This window comes from Mesorhizobium sophorae (assembly GCF_002270415.1).
GTDB lineage: Bacteria > Pseudomonadota > Alphaproteobacteria > Rhizobiales > Rhizobiaceae > Mesorhizobium > Mesorhizobium sophorae.
This window is the reverse complement of the sequence record NZ_NNRI01000022.1, coordinates 1209945-1226601: the sequence shown is the minus strand read 5'-3', so window position 1 is coordinate 1226601 and position 16657 is coordinate 1209945. Positions and strand designations below refer to the sequence as shown.

Below are 16657 nucleotides of genomic sequence, written 5' to 3'. Positions count from 1 at the left end.
GAGTGGGAGTATCGCGCCAGCGGGCGGTCAAAAGCACCGCCCCACAGAGCCGTTTGGAACGACGGCCGGGACCATAAAGAGAGGACTATCATGCGTATTGCACTGCGTATCGCGCTTGCCGCATCGGCTGCGCTGCTGACGCTCGGCGTAGCCCAGGCCCAGGAAAAGACCCTGAGGATCGGCACCGAAGGCGCCTACCCACCCTTCAACAACCTCACCGCCGATGGCCAGCTCGTCGGTTTCGACATCGATATCGCCAAGGCGCTTTGTGACCAGATGAAGGTCAAGTGCACCTTCGTCGCCCAGGATTGGGACGGCATCATCCCCGCTCTCCAGGCCGGCAAGTTCGACGCCATCGTCGCCTCGATGTCGATCACGCCGGAGCGCAAGGAGAAGGTCGACTTCACCAACAAATATTACAACACGCCGTCGGCCCTGGCCGTGCCTAAAGACAGCACCCTGAAAGGCGTGACCAAGGCAGATCTCGCTGGCAAGACCATTGGTGTCGCCACCACGACCACGCATTTCAACTATGCCTCGAAGACTTACACCGACAGCACCGTCAAGGGCTATCCGAGCAGCCCCGAGGAGCAGGCAGATCTTGCCAATGGTCGCCTGGACGCCATCGAGGACGATATTGTTGTGCTTCAGCAGTGGCTGGATTCGCCCGATGGCGCATGCTGCAAGATTCTCGGCCAGCCTTCGCCGCAACCGGTCGACATCTTCGGACCGGGCGCCGGCATTGCCGTACGCAAGGGCGAGACCGATCTCGTCAACAAGTTCAATGCGGCCATCGAGGCTATTCGCGCCAACGGAAAGTACAAGGAAATCAACGACAAGTACTTCAAGTTCGACGTCTTCGGCGCCGAATCCTGATAATATGACAAAGGCGGCGGGGGTCCCCCGCCGCCTCTAGGTCTTCTGTGATCGCCGTGGAGACAAGACCAGTCAATGCCAGCCCAGAGCTTATGGACACTTCTCAGTTGGGGACCCGATGGCTGGCTTGATGATATCGCTTATGGCGCCCTGGTTACCGTCGCGCTCGCACTCGCCACGCTGCCGATCGGGCTGACAATCGGCTTTTTCATTGCATACGCCAAACAGTCCGAAGAACCCTCGCTGCGCCTCGCCGCCAACATCTACACCACGGTCTTCCGCGGCCTGCCGGAACTGGTAACGCTTTTCCTGTTTTTCTTCGGCGTGCCAATTCTGCTGCAGCATCTCATCCGGTATTTCCGGCCCGACGCGACTATCGACGTCAACGGCTTCGTCGCCGGCATGATCGTGCTTTCCCTGATCTTCTCGTCCTATGCCAGCGAAGTTTTCCTGTCGGCATTCCGCGCCATACCGAAGGGCCAGTATGAGGGCGGCTATGCCATTGGCCTTTCCAACTGGTTGACCATGCGCAAGGTGATCTTGCCGCAGCTGCTTCGTATCGCGTTTCCCGGCTTGGAAAACTGCTGGCTTAGTCTGCTCAAGGATACATCGCTGGTGTCGGTCGTCGGTCTCGCCGAGACGCTGCGCAATGCCGGTGTGGCGGCTCGCGTCACCAAGCACTCGTTCCTGTTTTACAGCGTGGCGGCCCTGGTCTTTCTCGGCCTGGCCATCGTGTCGTCCTTCGCCACCAGCGCGATCCTGCGCTCGCTCGGCCGGCGGGAGGCACAACGATGAGCGCTACAGCCACGATGGTCGAACGGCCACCGCCACGGGCGCGGGGCTGGCCGCGTCCCCGCATCGCCGGCTATGCGCTCGTCGGCCTGTGGATAGCCTTCGGCCTGGGCATTGTTGCCTATCTCGTCCTTGCCTGGAATCCGGCCTTCTTTGCCAAGTATGCGCCGGCCTATCTGAGCGGGCTTGGGGTCACCCTGTCGCTGGTCGCCATAGCGATGGTGCTTGGGGCGATACTGTCGCTCCCTGTCGCCTATGGCCGTATGTCCAGGAACCGAATCCTATCCGGCCTCGCCTATTGCTATGTCTACTTTTTCCGTGGCACGCCGCTGCTGGTCCAGACGTTTCTGGTCTATTACGGCGTCGGCTCTTTCCGGCCGCAACTCAGCGAATTCGGCATCTACCTTCCCGTCTTTAGCGACGGGCTGTCCGTCGCCCGATTCACGCTTTGGGATTTTTTCAAGGATGCATTCAACTGCGGCGTCTTTGCCTTTGCGCTCAACACAGCCGCGTACCAGGCCGAAATCCTGCGTGGCGCCATCGAGAGCGTGCCCAGGGGCCAGTGGGAAGGCGCTGCTTCCCTGGGCCTGCACAAACTGCAGACCTTGCGCAAGATCATCCTGCCGCAGGCGTTGATCGTTGCCTTGCGGCCTTATGGCAATGAGCTGATCCTGATGATCAAGGCTTCGGCCATCGTCGCCATCATCACCGTCTACGACCTGATGGGCAACGCAAAGCTCGCCTTCGCCAACTCCTTCGACATTCAGGCCTATATCTGGGTAGCCGTCGTCTACCTCGTCATGGTCGAGATATTGCGCCATGGCATTGAATGGATCGAACGCCGGATCACCATCCACCTGAAGCGTTGACCAATTCCATATTGCCTGCACCAGTCGATCAGCCCACAGGCGTCTTGACGAAATGAGCGCAGAGCCTAGAGCTTTCGCAGCGAATTTCGTTTCCGTCTGAAGGATAATATCATGGCATCTGTGGCATTTCTCGGTCTTGGCGTGATGGGCTATCCGATGGCCGGGCACCTCAGGAACAAGGGTGGCCATGACGTCACCGTCTACAACCGCACCAAAGCCAAGGCCGAGCAATGGGTTGGCCAGCATGGCGGCAGCCTCGCGCAGACGCCGGCGGAGGCGGCCGAGGGCAAGGATTTCGTCTTCTCCTGCGTCGGCAATGATGACGATCTGCGTTCGGTGACGACAGGTCCCGAAGGCGCCTTCAAATCGATGAAGAAAAGCTCGGTCTTCATCGACAACACAACGGCCTCGGCCGAGGTCGCGCGCGAACTGGCGGCGGCCGCGCAGGCCGGTGGCTTTTCGTTTCTCGATGCGCCGGTCTCCGGCGGCCAGGCAGGCGCCGAGAATGGCGTGCTTACGGTCATGGTCGGCGGCGAACAGGACGCTTTCGACAGGGCCAGGCCCGTCATCGATGCCTATGCCCGCATGGTCGGCTTGATGGGATCGGCCGGTGCTGGCCAGCTCACCAAGATGATAAACCAGATCACCATCGCCGGCCTCGTGCAGGGCTTGGCAGAAGGCATCCATTTCGGCAAGAAAGCCGGGCTCGACATCGAGAAGGTGATCGAGGTGATTTCCAAGGGTGCGGCCGGTTCCTGGCAGATGGAGAACCGGCACAAGACGATGAATGCCGGCAAATATGATTTCGGCTTCGCCGTCGACTGGATGCGCAAGGATCTTGGCATCTGCCTGACCGAGGCCGACCGCAACGGAGCCAAACTGCCGGTGACAGCACTTGTCGACCAGTTCTACAAGGATGTGCAGGCGATGGGCGGCAAGCGTTGGGATACGTCCTCGCTGCTGGCGCGCCTGGAAAAATAAGGTTCGCGATGACCGAGCTTTCGCCCCAATCCAGTGCCGACGAAATCGTCGCGCATCTGCGCTCGATCGGCTCGGAGGAAAATCGCCTTGGCATGCTGCGCTACGGCATCAAGATCGAACGTGCGCTCGGCATCTCGCACGGCATGCAGCGGCAGATTGCCAGGAAAATCAAACGCAACCATGAGCGCGCTTTCGCGCTGTGGCAGACGGGCATCATTGAGGCGCAGTTCATCGCTTCCGTCACGGCCGACCCGAAGCGGTTTTCTGCAGCGGATGCAAGGCAATGGGCGTCGAGTTTCGACTCCTGGGATATCGTCGATGGCGTCTCGGACCTTTTCGTCGACACTGACGCCTGGAAGGAACTGATCGGCGAGTTCGCGGCCGACGAACGGGAGTTCGTTCGACGCACGGCTTTTGCCATGATGGCCTGGTCCGTCGTCCACCGGAAGAAAGAGCCGGAAGCGACCTTTCTCGCCTTCCTGCCGATCATCGAAGCGCATGCCACCGACGGCCGCAACTTCGTGAAGAAGGGCGTGAACTGGGCCCTTCGTTCGATCGGCAAGCGATCAATGGATATGCACGGTGCTGCCCTTGCTGTCGCCGAAAGGCTCGCGCAATCGACCGACAAGACGGCGCGCTGGATCGGCAAGGATGCTGTGAAGGAACTATCGGATGCCAGGACGCTCGAGCGCCTCGCCGCCAGGAAAGGCTGACGGACCTGAAATCCGCTTTACGGAAGTGACGCGCTCGACACGCGCGGATTTCGAAACCCTGTTCGAACAGCCGGGCGCACCGAAATATTGCTGGTGCATGGCGTGGCGCCATCTGCCCAGCCGCGAGCATGTCGAGAGCGACGAGAAAAGGCGGGCCATGATGGCGCTTGTCGATGCCGGCACGCCGGTCGGAATCCTCGCCCATCTTGATGGCAAGACCGTTGGTTGGTGCTCGGTCGCACCACGCCAGACCTATCGCAAGCTTTCACGCGAACAGGACGACAGCGAGACCGATATTTGGTCGATCGTTTGTTTCTACGTGCCAAGGGCTTTGCGCGGAAGTGGCCTGGCATCCGCGCTGCTCGACGGCGCCATCGATCACGCCTTCGCCAAGGGGGCCGGAACGATCGAGGCTTATCCGGTCGATCAGGCATCGCCGAGTTACAGCTTCATGGGCTTTCGCGACATGTTTGCGGCGCGCGGGTTCCACGAGATCGGCATGGCCGGTTCTCGCAGACATGTGATGCGGCTCGAGCGTTGACGCCATTGGCAACGGCGTCTCTACTCGGGTCCAAAGGAAGCGGCCAATGAGCAACGATATCAGATCATCCATAGCGCTCGCAGCCGCGCTGTTTGTGGCCCTTACCGCCGATGCCTCGGCCGAGACCGCACACATACTCTGGAAGGATCTGCGCCCGGCGACGCAGACCGCAGCCGAAAACGTCGGGCTGCCGATGATCGCGGCAAAATTGCCTGACCATGGCGAGACGCTGTCGCTTAATCTGCAGGACAAGACTATCCAGTTGGCAGGCTATGCATTGCCCGTCGATCGCGACGGCGACCTTGTCTATCAGTTCCTGCTGGTGCCGTGGACGGGCGCCTGCAGCCACATGCCGACGCCGCCGCCCAACCAGATCGTGCTGGTCACGCCGGCCCACCCCTACAAGATGTCGGAGGCCTATCAGCCGGTTGCCGTCACCGGCGCGCTGAAGCCGGCTATGGAGAAAAGCCAGCTGTTCATACTCGATGGCGTCAGCGTCATCCAGTCCGGTTACACCGTGCGCAAGGCCGATGTGGTGAACGTCGACAGCGTGCCGGACACGATCACGCTGCCGGTGAACTCACCCTGGAGCTTCCTCAACAAGAAAAAGAACTGAGAAGCCCGGTCAGCTCAAGCGGCGTTGGCGCCAGATTCCTTGTCCAGCACCATGTAATCCAGTGGGATCTCGGTCGTATATTTGATCTGCTCCATGGCGAAGGACGACGACACGTCGCGGATCTCGATCTTGGCGATCAGTCGCTTGTAGAAGGCGTCGTAGGCGGCGATGTCGGGCACCACGACGCGCAGGAGATAGTCGACATCGCCGCTCATGCGGTAGAACTCGACCACTTCGGGAAATTCCTGGATGACCTCGGAAAACCGCCGCAGCCATTCATGGCTGTGCGAATTGGTGCGGATCGACACGAAGACGGTGACCCGCACATTGACCTTTTCATGGTCGAGGATGGCGACGCGCCGCTTGATGACGCCCTCTTCCTCAAGCTTCTGGATGCGCCGCCAGCAAGGTGTCGTCGACAGCCCGACTTTCTTGGCAACGTCGGCGACCGCGAGTGTCGCGTCCTCCTGCAAGAGGCGGAGAATTTTTCTATCGAGGCGGTCCATCTTTTTCTCTCCGGGGGAATAGATTGGCTATATTCCGCCTTATTGGAGCCTTCCACAAGAAAGAAATTCTGCCGATCGGGCAAAAAGCGAGTGATTTCTTGCTGAAAGTTCAATCGAGACGATAGCGGATTTCCGATCTCAGGAATGGCAGCAAATCCATTTCAAACCACGGATTCTTCTTCAGCCAGCCGGTGTTGCGCCACGACGGATGCGGCAGCGGCAGCACTTTCCGGCTGCCGGGCTGATCCCAGATGGCACGCCAGTCCATCACCGTTTCGGTCAGCGAAGGTCGGCGCACGGCACCCATGTGCCAGGCCTGCGCATAGATGCCGATGGTAAGCACCAGATCGATCCGCGGCATCAACGCCATCAACGGCGCGCGCCACGCCGGCGCGCATTCGCGCCTCGGCGGCAAGTCGCCACCCTTGGCATCCTGGCCGGGAAAGCAAAAGCCCATCGGCACGATGGCGAACTTATCGATGTCGTGGAATTCCTCGCTCGTCACCCCGAGCCAGCTGCGCAGGCGGTCGCCGGAGGCGTCGGTGAACGGCATGCCTGTGATATGCACCTTGGTTCCCGGCGCCTGGCTGGCGATCAAGATGCGGGCGCTGGACGATGGTCTCAACACCGGTCGCGGTTCGTGCGGCAGTGGCTTGCCGATCGGACTTTCGACGCAGATGCGGCAAGCGCGAACCGTCTCGGCGAAGCTTTCGAGCGCATCCTCGTCGACCGTGATCTCGTCCGAACACTGGCTTCCGCTTTTCAGGATCATGGTCAGGCGGCGGCGCTCGGCCGGCTGGAAACGGCTTGGTGCCAGCGCAACACATTCGCGCATTCGTCCGGCACCTTGATGCGTGCCGGTTTCATGAAGTCGACGGCGATCAGGCCGGTGATGTCGGCAATCGAATAGCTGTCGCCGGCGATGAACTCCCGGCTGCCCAGCTCATCGTCCAGCAGCCTGAGGAATTCCACGGCCTTGGGCTTGTTGGCCTCGCCCCATTCGGCAATCTGCGGAATTTCCCATTCCTTCATCGCCGGGTGGATGTGACGGAAGGCCTGTGCGACGCAACTGAGCAGGTTGAATTCCATCCGTCTCTGCCACATCTCGACTTGCGCCTTGCCGAGCGCGCCACGCCCGAACAGGGCCGGCTCGGGCTGCAACTCCTCGAAATAACGGCAGATGGCGACGGATTCGGTGAGGATCGTGCCGTCGTCGAGTTCAAGCACCGGCAGACGCTGCAAAGGGTTACGCGAACTGACCGACGGCTTCCTGTGCTCCAGCGCGCCCATGTCGATGGGCACCAGCGGAACAGTAATGCCCTTCTCGGCCAGGAAAACGCGGACCCGCCTCGGATTGGGTGCGCGGCCACCGTCGAACAACTTCATTCCCATCCTCCCGGTTTCCCAACAACCATAGAGTTCAACCCCTTACGGGGTTTACCAGAACCGAAAAATCTCACGCACGGCATCGCCGATCGACGCCAGCGTGCCATGCTTTCTCTCAACGACTTCGCCGTGATGGCTGTCGCGCCAGTCCTGCGGCCGGTCGAATGTACCCGCCCACATGCCGACCCTTGCCGCACGGGCCGTGGCCTCCTCGCTCTCGAAGCCGCCAAACGCAACCGCCCAGCCCGCCTCCACCTGCGCGCGGTTGAGATCCTTGCCGCCGGCGGTGCAGTTGCCAAGCAACCGGCCGTAGCGGTCCCGCTGCCAGCCGGTACAGGAGACGGGCTTGCCGGCGATCAGTCGCACCAGCGCCTGGCGCGCAAGCGTGCCGCAGGGATAGTCGGCGCCATTCCTGCGGCAGGTCTGCGTATATTCTGGAGCGTCTATACCGCGCATACGGACACGCTCGGCGCCAAGCGTGATGGAATCGCCATCGTTGACGATTGCCACACCCTCCGTCTTGCGTGTTTCCACCCGGTCGAGACGAGCCGCCAACAGGATCAGCAATCCGAGAATGATGACGGTAAGCCCGTAATCCATCAGCCGGCGCCCCAAGCTTCGGGGTGGCGCAGCGTATCGCCGGCGCGGCCTCGTGCCCCATGAACGGCTCATATGGCAAACGGTTGGTTAATCATTCGAACGTAGCTTAACACTTGGAAACCGCTGCTCGCATAAATTGAAGTTTCATGCCCTTGCAACGCTCGAACACAGCGGACAAGTTCATAGTGGACCGCAGGAAACCTCATCGCAACAGCGATGTCGCGCGCGCGGTGCGCAAGACGCGCGACCGTCTTTCGCAGCAGGCCGGCAATCCCGACTTTGATCGCGAACTCCTGAAGCTCCACGCCCGCGCGATGACAAGCGGCGCCATCGCCATCCCGCTGCTCGTCCTGGCGATCGCGGCAGCCGGCCGGTTTACCGGCGTCGGCAATGAGATCGGCCTTTGGGCCCTGTTCACGCTCGCCTGCTACATCATCGTCACCTTCCTGGCGCGGCGCATTGAGCGCACTGAAGCTTCCGAGCTCAACCCATTGCAAACACAAAGAGAATTGCTGATCGGCCACTTCCTTTGCGGTCTCGGCTGGGGGTGGTTCGTCTGGCTTGGCTGCAGCACTTGCCTGCCCGACCAGTTCCAGGTTGTCAAAGCGGTGGTGCTGTTGGTCGCCATGGCGGCGACCGCTGTCATGACCTCCTCCCTGGGTGGCGCCTTGCTGGCGACCTTTGCCGTTCCGGTGGCGCTCTACGCCTATGCCGGCGTCAAGCTGTGGATGCCGGTAGGGGCGATCATGGCGGGGCTGCTGGTCGTGTCGTTGCCCTTCTTCGCCTATGTCGCCCGTCACCTCAACCGCGCGTCCCTGATGCTGTTGTCGTTCCGCTCCGAAAAGGATGCGCTGGTCGCCGAACTGGAGACGGCGAAATCGATGTCCGACGAGGCGCGGCGGCGGGCGGAAGACGCCAATCTGGCGAAGTCGCGGTTTCTCGCTTCGATGAGCCACGAACTGCGCACGCCGCTCAATGCCATTCTTGGCTTTTCTGAGGTGATGTCGAACGAGGTGCTCGGACCGATGAGCAACCCGACCTATCGCGACTACGCCCATGACGTGCACGAGTCCGGCCAGCACCTGCTCGACCTGATCAACGAAATCCTCGACCTGTCGCGCATCGAGGCCGGCCGCTACCAGCTCAACGAGGAGCCGGTGATGCTGCTCAACATCGTCGAGGATTGCTGTCACATGATGGAATTGAGGGCGCGCAACAAGGATATCCGCGTCATCCAGGATTTCGAGCATGAGTTGCTGCGCCTGTTCGCCGACGAGCGGGCGGTGCGGCAGATCACGCTCAACCTTCTGTCAAACGCCATCAAGTTCACTGCCAGCGGCGGCGAAATCCGCGTTCGCGTCGGCTGGACAGCGGGTGGCGGACAGTACATTTCGGTCAAGGACAATGGTCCCGGCATCCCCGAAGACGAAATCCCGGTGGTGCTCTCGGCCTTCGGCCAGGGCTCGATTGCCATCAAGAGCGCCGAGCAAGGCACCGGTCTCGGCCTACCGATCGTGCAAGGCCTGCTCGCCATGCATGGCGGCGAGTTCGAACTTCATTCCAAGCTGCGCGAAGGCACCGAGGCGATCGCCATCTTCCCGCTGAGCCGGGTGATGGAAGAACTGCCGGCACTGCCGACCGCGGCGGTGGCGGCGCGGCGGCGATAGCAGACTTCGCTCGTCTGTCTGGCGTCTAACCCCGAACGGCCGCCGCCATGCCTGAACTGGTCAGCGCCGCTGCCTTGACCAGGCCTGCGGCAAGAGCGGCCCCTGCTCCCTCACCATGGCTAATGCCCAGATCGAGCAACGGACGAAGGCCGAGGCGCTCGGCGGCCCTGGCATGCGCGGGGTCCGGCGACACGCTGGCAAGAAGGCAGTGGTCGAGTGCCGTGGGGTTGGCGGCACGCAGCACTGCTGCAGCCGCCGTTGCCGCGAATCCGTCGAGCAGAACCGGTATCTTCTGCATCCGCGCGGCGAGGATGGCGCCGGCGATCGCCGCGAACTCCCGGCCACCGACCCGGCGCAGCGCCTCCAACGGGTCGCCGAGATGGCCGCCGTGAAAGGCAAGTGCCGCATCGACCACTTCAGCCTTGCGCACCTGCATCGCCGCACCGGCTCCGGATCCCGGGCCGACCCAGTCGGCGCCCTTGCCTCCGAACAGCGCCGCAAACAGGGCCGCAGCAACAGTGGAGTTGCCGACGCCGAGATCGCCGAGGCAAAGCAGGTCGGTGCCTCCCGCGATCGCTTCCATGCCGAAGGCCATGGTGGCGGCGCAACCGCGCTCGTCCAATGCGGCATCCTCGGTGAAGTCGGCGGTCGGGATGTGCAGGGCAAGATCGAAAACCTTCAGCCCGAGATCATTGGCAATGCAGATCTGGTTGATGGCAGCACCTCCGGCGGCACAAAGCTCGACTGCGTTGGCGGTCGCCGCCACCGGCCGTGGCGAAATGCCATGCCGGGTGACGCCATGGTTGCCGGCGAAGACCGCCATCAAAGGCCTTGTCACGGCGGGTGGAGCCCGCCCACTCAAGGCCGCGAGCCAGGCGGCGATGTCCTCGATGCGGCCAAGCGAATTGCTGGGCTTGTCGGCCTTGGCAAACAGCGTGCGCACACGGGCCTCGGCTGTCGTGTCGGCCGCCGGCAAGTTGGCCAACAGGTTGCGAAAATCGTCGAAAGGCAGCGCGCTGGTCATGTCGTCGGCAATCATTCCCTGGGTTGGTGAGCGGCATAGCCGCCTTGCGTGGTTGGCACAACCTCCTGGATCATGCTCATGCATTTGCCGCAAAGGTCGCCGCGAAGGGGGCAATTGCGAGGGCTTGCATTGGCTTTGCGGTTGCACCATGTGGAGGTGGAACAAGGGATTTCTGATGGAAACCCTCAAGAGAAAGACATGACGGTCATCGAATCCCCGTGCATCCTCGTCTGTTCGATCGACATGAAAACCGGGTTCTGTTTCGGTTGCGGACGCACGCGCGAGGAAATCGGCGCCTGGATCGGCATGACGCCCGAAACGCGTCGCTCCGTCATGGCTGAATTGCCTGCCCGTCTGGAAACGGTCGAGCGTCGGCCGCGGCGGGAAACGCGCCGCGCTCGCATGACGCGCGAACGCGACGCGCTTTCGTGAGGCGACCACACAGATGAACCGCCTGTTCTGGATACTGATTGCCGCAATCGGGGTGGGAGCAGCCCTGCTCATGCTCAACGATTCCACCGGCAGCACGCTCGGCGTCGAGAATTACGATTTTGGCCGGCTGATCTGGCTTGGCGCTTTCGGCGCGCTGGTCGGCGCCGGCCTGCTTCGCTCAGGCAGGCCCCTGGGCGCCATGGCCCGCAACCTCGGCGCCTGGGCGGCCATCGCGCTCGCGCTGATCGCCGGCTACCAGTATCGATACGAACTGCAGGACGTTGCCAGCCGCGTCACCGCAGGCCTTGTTCCCGGCAGCCCGCTGGCTCTGGGCGTCGAGGACGGCCACGCCACGGTGACACTCGACAAGGCGGACAACGGCCATTTCGAAGCCCGCATCCTGGTCAACGGCAATCCAGTGCGGGCCGTGGTCGATACCGGCGCGACCAGCACCGTGTTGACGTCCGAAGACGCCCAGGCATCCGGATTCAAACCAGCGGCGCTCAACTACACAATACCGGTCTCGACCGCCAACGGCATGGCGCGCGCCGCGGCCGTCAAGACCGATCAACTGGCGATCGGCGGCATCGTGCGCAAGGACATGCCAGTGATGATTGCAGCACCCGGCATGCTCAGCCAGAGCCTGCTTGGCATGAACTTCATCGGCTCGTTGTCGGGCTTCGATGTGCGCGGCGACCGCATGATCCTCAGGGATTGACCCCGACCTCGTCAGGCCGCTTCGGCCGCCGCTCCACCGAACTCGACGGCTGCGAAGGCCGTCCTGAGCACGTCCGGTCCGGCGCCGGGCCGGGTCGCATCGGTGGACAGGATCTGGCGGTAGCGGCGCGCGCCGGGCAAGCCATGGAACAGTCCGACCATATGGCGGGTGACATGGCCAAGCCGCCCGCCCTGTTCGATATGGTGGGCCGCGTACTCTGCCATGGCATCGATCAGCGCGGCGAAATCGAACGTGTCGGACTTGACGCCGTAGAAGGCGGCGTCGACGCCGGCCAGGATGCCGGGCGTGTGGTAGGCGGCGCGGCCAAGCATGGCGCCGTCGACATGGTCGAGATGCGCCCGCGCCTCCTCGATCGACTGAATGCCGCCGTTGATGCCAATGCATTCGTTTCGTTTTCTGGCCTTAAGCCGATAGACGCGGCTGTAGTCGAGCGGCGGGATGTCGCGGTTTTCCTTGGGGCTCAGCCCTTCCAGCCACGCCTTGCGCGCATGCACCCACAGCGCGTCGGCGCCGGCTTCGAAAACACCGTCCGCCAGCGTATCGAGCGCCGGCTCGGGATCCTGCTCGTCGACGCCGATGCGGCATTTGACGGTGACGGGAACCGTCACCGCCGCTTTCATCGCCGCGACGCAGTCGGCGACGAGGTCAGGCACTTTCATCAGGCAGGCGCCGAAAGCGCCCGACTGGACGCGGTCGGACGGGCAGCCGACATTGAGGTTGATCTCATCATAGCCAAAGGCTTCGCCGATGCGCGCCGCCTCGGCGAGTTTTCCGGGATCTGAGCCACCGACCTGCAAGGCGACGGGATGCTCCGCCGCATCGAAGCCAAGCAGCCGCTCGCGCGCGCCATGGATAACCGCGTCGGCCACCACCATCTCGGTGTAAAGCAGCGCACGGCAGGTCAGCTGGCGATGGAAGAACCGGCAATGCCGATCCGTCCAATCCATCATAGGCGCAACGGAAATCCTATGGGCTTGATTTATCACGCTTTTTCTCGTATTTTCAGGGCCTTAAAACGTGCACACGTTCGCCGTTTGTACGACACGATATCCGTCAGTTTTCGCATTTTGTACCCCTCCCTGTGCACACAGCGTGCACGAAAAAGAGACCACCCATGGCAACCATCAACAAGTTGGCTTCCGGCAAGTGGCGTGTGCAGGTTCGCTGCAAGGGCCACTACCTCAGCACCAGCTTCTCGCTCCGCAAGGACGCCGAGATGTGGGCGCGCCGAATTGAGCGAGAAATCGACCTGGGTCAGAAGCCTGCTCCCAAGCACAAGGACGGGATCAAAACGGTCTCCGACCTGATCGACCTGCATATCGCCGATATGACGGAAGTTGGCAAGTTGATCGGGCGTTCGAAGGCATTCAGCCTGGACCTGCTACGAGCCAGGCTCGGAAGGCTCAACATCGCGGATCTCAGTCGCGAACAGGTCATAAAGTTCGGCAAGGAACGAGCCGAGGAAGGCGCCGGACCTGTCACCGTTGGAATAGACATCGGATACATCCGGACATTGCTGGTGCACGGCGCGGCTGTGCATGGACTGCCTTATTCAGCGGAGCCGGTGGAACTTGGTCGTGTCGCCCTCGCCCGCTTGGGTCTTGTTGGCAAGGGCAACGAACGCGATCGGCGGCCGACACCTGGCGAGATAGAGGCCCTGATCCGGTACTTCAGAGAAAACAACTTCCAGATTATCCCCGTCGACAAGATCATCCGCTTTGCGATCGCCACCGCCATGCGGCTCGGGGAAATCTGCAACGCCACTTGGGAGGACCTGAACGACCGCAACAACACCCTGCTGATACGAGATCGCAAGGACCCCCGCCACAAAAAGGGCAATCACATGCGTATCCCGCTCCTCGATGTGAGCGGTTACGACGCCCGCGCGATCCTCGAAGAGCAGCGTTTCTCCACTGAGGGAAAGGGACGCATCTTCCCCTACAATGGGAAGTCGGCCGGAACCGCCTTCCGACGTGCCTGTCATAAACTTAAGGTCGAGGACCTGCACTTCCACGACCTGCGTCACGAAGGCACAAGCCGCCTGTTTGAAGCTGGCTTCACCATCGAGCAGGTCGCCATGGTCACCGGGCACAAGGATTGGAAGATGCTCCGCCGCTATACCCACTTGAGGCCGGAGCAACTTCATGTGATCGCGGCGAGGCTTCAACAGACACCGCCACATACGGAGTTGCGGCAAGCAATCGGCTGATACCACTTTGCCAGGCATCCGCCGTTGCTGGGAGGACAACGACGAATCCAGGATGGATTGAGCGATGTTGTCACGGGTCGCAAGGATTGGAAGATGTTGCGTTGATATACGCATCTCAGCCGGAAACCCTGCACACGATCCGAGTTGCGAGGGCAGCCTAGCCGACCGCCAATAAATTGGCGCTTCCTAAGGAAACCGCAGGCGGCTCCGTGGAAAACGCAGCGATGATCGCCTCGAGCGAGACATTCAATGCGCTGGAAAAGGTCCGGCCCTTCTGCCAAATCGCAACGTAGTGATAGAGCGCGGACGGCTCCACTGGCCTTATTCCCAAGTGAAACGCAGCGTACTCACGCGCGATGATCTCGTTGGTTATCGAAATGCCCAGGCCAGCCGAAACGTATCCGGCTTCGTGACCGTTGCAGTCGAATTCCACCAGTATGTCTGGCTCAACGCCGGCGAAGCGCAAGGCATTGAAGTTCATTTGGTGGGCGGCGAACTGGGGATCGATATCGACGATCGTTTCGCCTGCCAGGTCTTGAGCCTCGATACAGGTCTGTTTTGAGAACCGATGGTCGGGATGGAAGATGCATACGTTTCGTGCCGACCCAAGCGGCGCCCACTCAAACAGACTTGGATCCAGGGGCAGCCTCGAGATTCCGATTTCGGCACGCCCTGCCAGGATGTGCTCGCCGATCTGCTCGTAGCTTCCCGAAAGTGACCGGACATTCGAGGCGGTCTTTGAGTGGATGATCGCCACGACCTTGGGCAAGGTCACGAAACCGAAAACAGAAGGCGCGGCAATCGCAATCCGCTGCTTTTCGTCGTTCTTCATCGCGAAGATTGACGCTTCCAGCCGATCCAGGGACGTCAGGGCGAGTTCTACGTTTCGCAGGAGTTCCCAGGCTTCCTGCAAGGGGACGATGCGGTTGGCTGATCTCTTGAAGAGTGTGATGCCGAGCGTGGTCTCGAGTTGCTTCACATGTTGACTGACGGCCGGCTGGCTTATCCCGAGCGCAACCGCTGCTCGCCTTGTCGAACCGGCCCGCAACACTTCTCGGAAGACCTTCAGTTGACGGAGCTTCAGGTCGCTCTGCAGCAACTCCATTCCCTGCGCTCCCTTCCCTGACAACGCCACCCGGGAAGCAGATACCGCCAACCTGGGGAGCAACGAACCGCCTCAGTATATAACGGTGCGTTATAGATAAAATAATAAAAATTATGGATTGAGTGTGTAATTTCAAGCGTTAGAATTGGGCAATATCTCCAATTAACTCCAAATTACCAATATAACAATTCGCAACCTTGGGTTATACGACTTGGTCTGATTGACACGGACCGTCGTATCTCGCGGTATTGCGTGCCAAGGAACGCGCCCCATGGGTGGTTTTACTACTCAGTTTGTTGTCGCACTCACCGTGACCATAAGCCTGGCTCTTGTCAGCGGCTGCCTGGGTACCGCATTAGGGCTGTTTCTGGCCATTTCGAAGGGCACGGCACAGCCGCGCCTCAACAGCGTCGTGACGGCCTACACGACGGTTGTCCGTGGTGTACCAGAACTTCTCATTATCCTGCTCATCTACTTCGGTGGAACGACCCTCGCCAGCAAGATCGCCGGCCGGTACGTGGAGGTGAACGCATTCACCGCAGGCGTTATCGCGCTCTCGGTCGTCTTCAGCGGCTATGCGACCGAAGTGTTTCGCGGCGCGATTGCGGCAGTGCCAGCGGGTCAAACCGAAGCGGCAAAGTCGCTTGGCCTGAACGCCTGGCAGCGCTGGATGTTCGTTATCGGACCACAGATGCTGCGGCTGGCGCTGCCTGCCTACGGCAATCTCTGGATTTCGCTCTTCAAGGACACCGCGCTGGTCTCGATCGTCGGCCTGACCGACATCATGCGCGTCGCGTATGTGGGGGCCGGATCCTTGCGCGCACCATTGACCTTCTACCTTGCGGCCGCCGCTCTCTACCTCTCGCTGACCACCGTCACGCTGCTGTCGATCCGGCTGGCTGAGCGACGCTATCCGGCACTCGGCCGATAGAGGGAGCAACCCATGAACCTCGGCTTGATGTTCGACGCAATGGTTGTCCTGCCTTCGGGCGTTGGGCTCACCTTGACCCTGACGGTCTTGTCGCTGACGGCCGGATTTCTTGTGTCCGTGCCGCTGGCCTTCATCCGCGCGTTCGGACGTCCCGGCCTCTCGCTCGCAGTGCTGGCATACACCTATGTCATACGCGGCACGCCGATGCTGGTTCAACTCTTCCTGCTGTATTATGGCCTCGCTCAGATCGAGGCGGTGCGAGCCAGCATCTTCTGGGTGATCCTGCGCGATCCTTTCTTGAGAAACAGCCACGCGAGGAACGCCAGTGGCAGTGCCCACCATTGAAAGCCGATCCCGGTCGCAAGTTCCGCCGCGATAGCAACGCCGCCGATCTCTGCCGACATCACCATGAGGTTGACGAGTAAGGTGGCCAACAAAGGCCACAGGAAGGCATTGAAGCCAAACCTCTCGCGAATTCCGTCGGAGATCGTGTGGCCGCTGACGGCAGCGAACCGGCCAGCCATCTCAACCAGAAAGATGATGCAGATGGTACCAAGGAGGATTGCCCAGATCAGCCGGAAGCCGAAAGTCGCGCCAGCTTGGGCGGCCGTCGCCATCGATCCGACCTCGAGGAAGCCGCCAACGCTGGTCACGATACCAAGCGAGATTT

At 61.3% G+C, this 16657-nt stretch carries 21 protein-coding genes; 13 read left to right on the top strand and 8 right to left on the bottom strand.

Features of this window, described 5'->3' with window-relative positions; translation table 11 throughout:
* Positions 1-90 precede the first annotated feature (90 nt).
* The 7 genes from CGZ66_RS37170 (at position 91) to CGZ66_RS37140 (ending at position 5388) form a co-directional block, all read left to right on the top strand.
* Positions 91-876, top strand: coding sequence for an ABC transporter substrate-binding protein (locus tag CGZ66_RS37170; protein ID WP_095091531.1), 786 nt, complete (start codon positions 91-93; stop codon positions 874-876).
* Positions 877-951: 75 nt separating this feature from the next.
* The gene (locus CGZ66_RS37165; RefSeq protein WP_095091530.1) at positions 952-1671 is read left to right on the top strand and encodes an ABC transporter permease; all 720 of its coding nucleotides are present in this window, start codon (positions 952-954) and stop codon (positions 1669-1671) included.
* The gene (locus tag CGZ66_RS37160) at positions 1668-2537 is read left to right on the top strand and encodes an ABC transporter permease (RefSeq protein ID WP_095091529.1); all 870 of its coding nucleotides are present in this window, start codon (positions 1668-1670) and stop codon (positions 2535-2537) included. Before CGZ66_RS37165 ends, CGZ66_RS37160 begins: the two co-directional genes overlap by 4 nt.
* 111 nt (positions 2538-2648) lie before the next feature.
* On the top strand, positions 2649-3518 hold the full coding sequence (locus CGZ66_RS37155) for an NAD(P)-dependent oxidoreductase (RefSeq protein ID WP_095091528.1): 870 nt from the start codon (positions 2649-2651) through the stop codon (positions 3516-3518).
* A gap of 8 nt (positions 3519-3526) precedes the next feature.
* Positions 3527-4231 (top strand): DNA alkylation repair protein, encoded by a 705-nt coding sequence (locus CGZ66_RS37150; protein WP_095091527.1) that lies wholly within the window; start codon positions 3527-3529, stop codon positions 4229-4231.
* Positions 4191-4772 (top strand): GNAT family N-acetyltransferase, encoded by a 582-nt coding sequence (locus CGZ66_RS37145; protein ID WP_095091526.1) that lies wholly within the window; start codon positions 4191-4193, stop codon positions 4770-4772. The genes CGZ66_RS37150 and CGZ66_RS37145 overlap by 41 nt, the downstream gene beginning before the upstream one ends.
* Positions 4773-4818: 46 nt before the next feature.
* A complete protein-coding gene (locus tag CGZ66_RS37140; protein ID WP_095091525.1) occupies positions 4819-5388 on the top strand; it encodes a DUF3299 domain-containing protein in 570 nt (189 codons plus the stop codon).
* A gap of 14 nt (positions 5389-5402) precedes the next feature.
* On the opposite strand, the gene CGZ66_RS37135 is transcribed toward CGZ66_RS37140, so the two are convergent.
* From CGZ66_RS37135 to CGZ66_RS37120, 4 genes are all read right to left on the bottom strand, one after another.
* Entirely contained in the window at positions 5403-5894 is a 492-nt protein-coding gene (locus CGZ66_RS37135) for an Lrp/AsnC family transcriptional regulator (RefSeq protein WP_006205209.1), read from the bottom strand.
* A gap of 109 nt (positions 5895-6003) precedes the next feature.
* Positions 6004-6729 carry a uracil-DNA glycosylase family protein gene (locus CGZ66_RS37130; RefSeq protein WP_095091524.1) on the bottom strand — a complete coding sequence of 242 codons (726 nt, stop codon included), beginning with the start codon at positions 6727-6729 and terminating at the stop codon, positions 6004-6006.
* A complete protein-coding gene (locus CGZ66_RS37125; protein WP_095091523.1) occupies positions 6669-7280 on the bottom strand; it encodes a glutathione S-transferase in 612 nt (203 codons plus the stop codon). Before CGZ66_RS37125 ends, CGZ66_RS37130 begins: the two co-directional genes overlap by 61 nt.
* Positions 7281-7331: 51 nt before the next feature.
* Positions 7332-7952, bottom strand: coding sequence for a thermonuclease family protein (locus tag CGZ66_RS37120; protein ID WP_095091522.1), 621 nt, complete (start codon positions 7950-7952; stop codon positions 7332-7334).
* A gap of 74 nt (positions 7953-8026) precedes the next feature.
* Here CGZ66_RS37120 and CGZ66_RS37115 point away from each other — a divergent pair, with 74 nt between their 5' ends.
* Positions 8027-9547: a sensor histidine kinase gene (locus CGZ66_RS37115; RefSeq protein WP_095091521.1), complete on the top strand. Its 1521-nt coding sequence runs from the start codon at positions 8027-8029 to the stop codon at positions 9545-9547.
* Positions 9548-9572: 25 nt separating this feature from the next.
* On the opposite strand, the gene CGZ66_RS37110 is transcribed toward CGZ66_RS37115, so the two are convergent.
* Positions 9573-10571 carry a nicotinate-nucleotide--dimethylbenzimidazole phosphoribosyltransferase gene (locus CGZ66_RS37110; protein ID WP_095091803.1) on the bottom strand — a complete coding sequence of 333 codons (999 nt, stop codon included), beginning with the start codon at positions 10569-10571 and terminating at the stop codon, positions 9573-9575.
* Between the two features lie 198 nt (positions 10572-10769).
* On the opposite strand from CGZ66_RS37110, the gene CGZ66_RS37105 reads away from it, so the two are divergent.
* Positions 10770-11003: a DUF1289 domain-containing protein gene (locus CGZ66_RS37105; RefSeq protein WP_095091520.1), complete on the top strand. Its 234-nt coding sequence runs from the start codon at positions 10770-10772 to the stop codon at positions 11001-11003.
* A gap of 13 nt (positions 11004-11016) precedes the next feature.
* Positions 11017-11721: a TIGR02281 family clan AA aspartic protease gene (locus tag CGZ66_RS37100; RefSeq protein WP_095091519.1), complete on the top strand. Its 705-nt coding sequence runs from the start codon at positions 11017-11019 to the stop codon at positions 11719-11721.
* 11 nt (positions 11722-11732) lie between these two features.
* Here CGZ66_RS37100 and dusA read toward each other — a convergent pair whose 3' ends face one another.
* Positions 11733-12728 carry a tRNA dihydrouridine(20/20a) synthase DusA gene (gene dusA, locus CGZ66_RS37095; RefSeq protein WP_095091518.1) on the bottom strand — a complete coding sequence of 332 codons (996 nt, stop codon included), beginning with the start codon at positions 12726-12728 and terminating at the stop codon, positions 11733-11735.
* A 128-nt stretch (positions 12729-12856) separates the two neighbouring features.
* On the opposite strand from dusA, the gene CGZ66_RS37090 reads away from it, so the two are divergent.
* Positions 12857-13951, top strand: a complete 1095-nt coding sequence (locus CGZ66_RS37090; RefSeq protein WP_095091517.1) for a site-specific integrase — start codon at positions 12857-12859, stop codon at positions 13949-13951.
* A 157-nt stretch (positions 13952-14108) separates the two neighbouring features.
* Here the strand turns inward: CGZ66_RS37090 and CGZ66_RS37085 are convergent, their stop codons facing one another.
* The gene (locus CGZ66_RS37085) at positions 14109-15056 is read right to left on the bottom strand and encodes a LysR family transcriptional regulator (RefSeq protein ID WP_095091516.1); all 948 of its coding nucleotides are present in this window, start codon (positions 15054-15056) and stop codon (positions 14109-14111) included.
* 271 nt (positions 15057-15327) lie between these two features.
* Between CGZ66_RS37085 and CGZ66_RS37080 the strand changes: the two genes are divergently transcribed.
* The gene (locus CGZ66_RS37080; RefSeq protein ID WP_095091515.1) at positions 15328-15987 is read left to right on the top strand and encodes an ABC transporter permease subunit; all 660 of its coding nucleotides are present in this window, start codon (positions 15328-15330) and stop codon (positions 15985-15987) included.
* A gap of 12 nt (positions 15988-15999) precedes the next feature.
* Positions 16000-16332: an ABC transporter permease subunit gene (locus CGZ66_RS37075; RefSeq protein ID WP_342586895.1), complete on the top strand. Its 333-nt coding sequence runs from the start codon at positions 16000-16002 to the stop codon at positions 16330-16332.
* On the opposite strand, the gene CGZ66_RS37070 is transcribed toward CGZ66_RS37075, so the two are convergent.
* Entirely contained in the window at positions 16230-16604 is a 375-nt protein-coding gene (locus CGZ66_RS37070; RefSeq protein ID WP_245331384.1) for a divalent metal cation transporter, read from the bottom strand. The genes CGZ66_RS37075 and CGZ66_RS37070 overlap by 103 nt on opposite strands.
* Between the last annotated feature and the right edge of the window lie 53 nt (positions 16605-16657).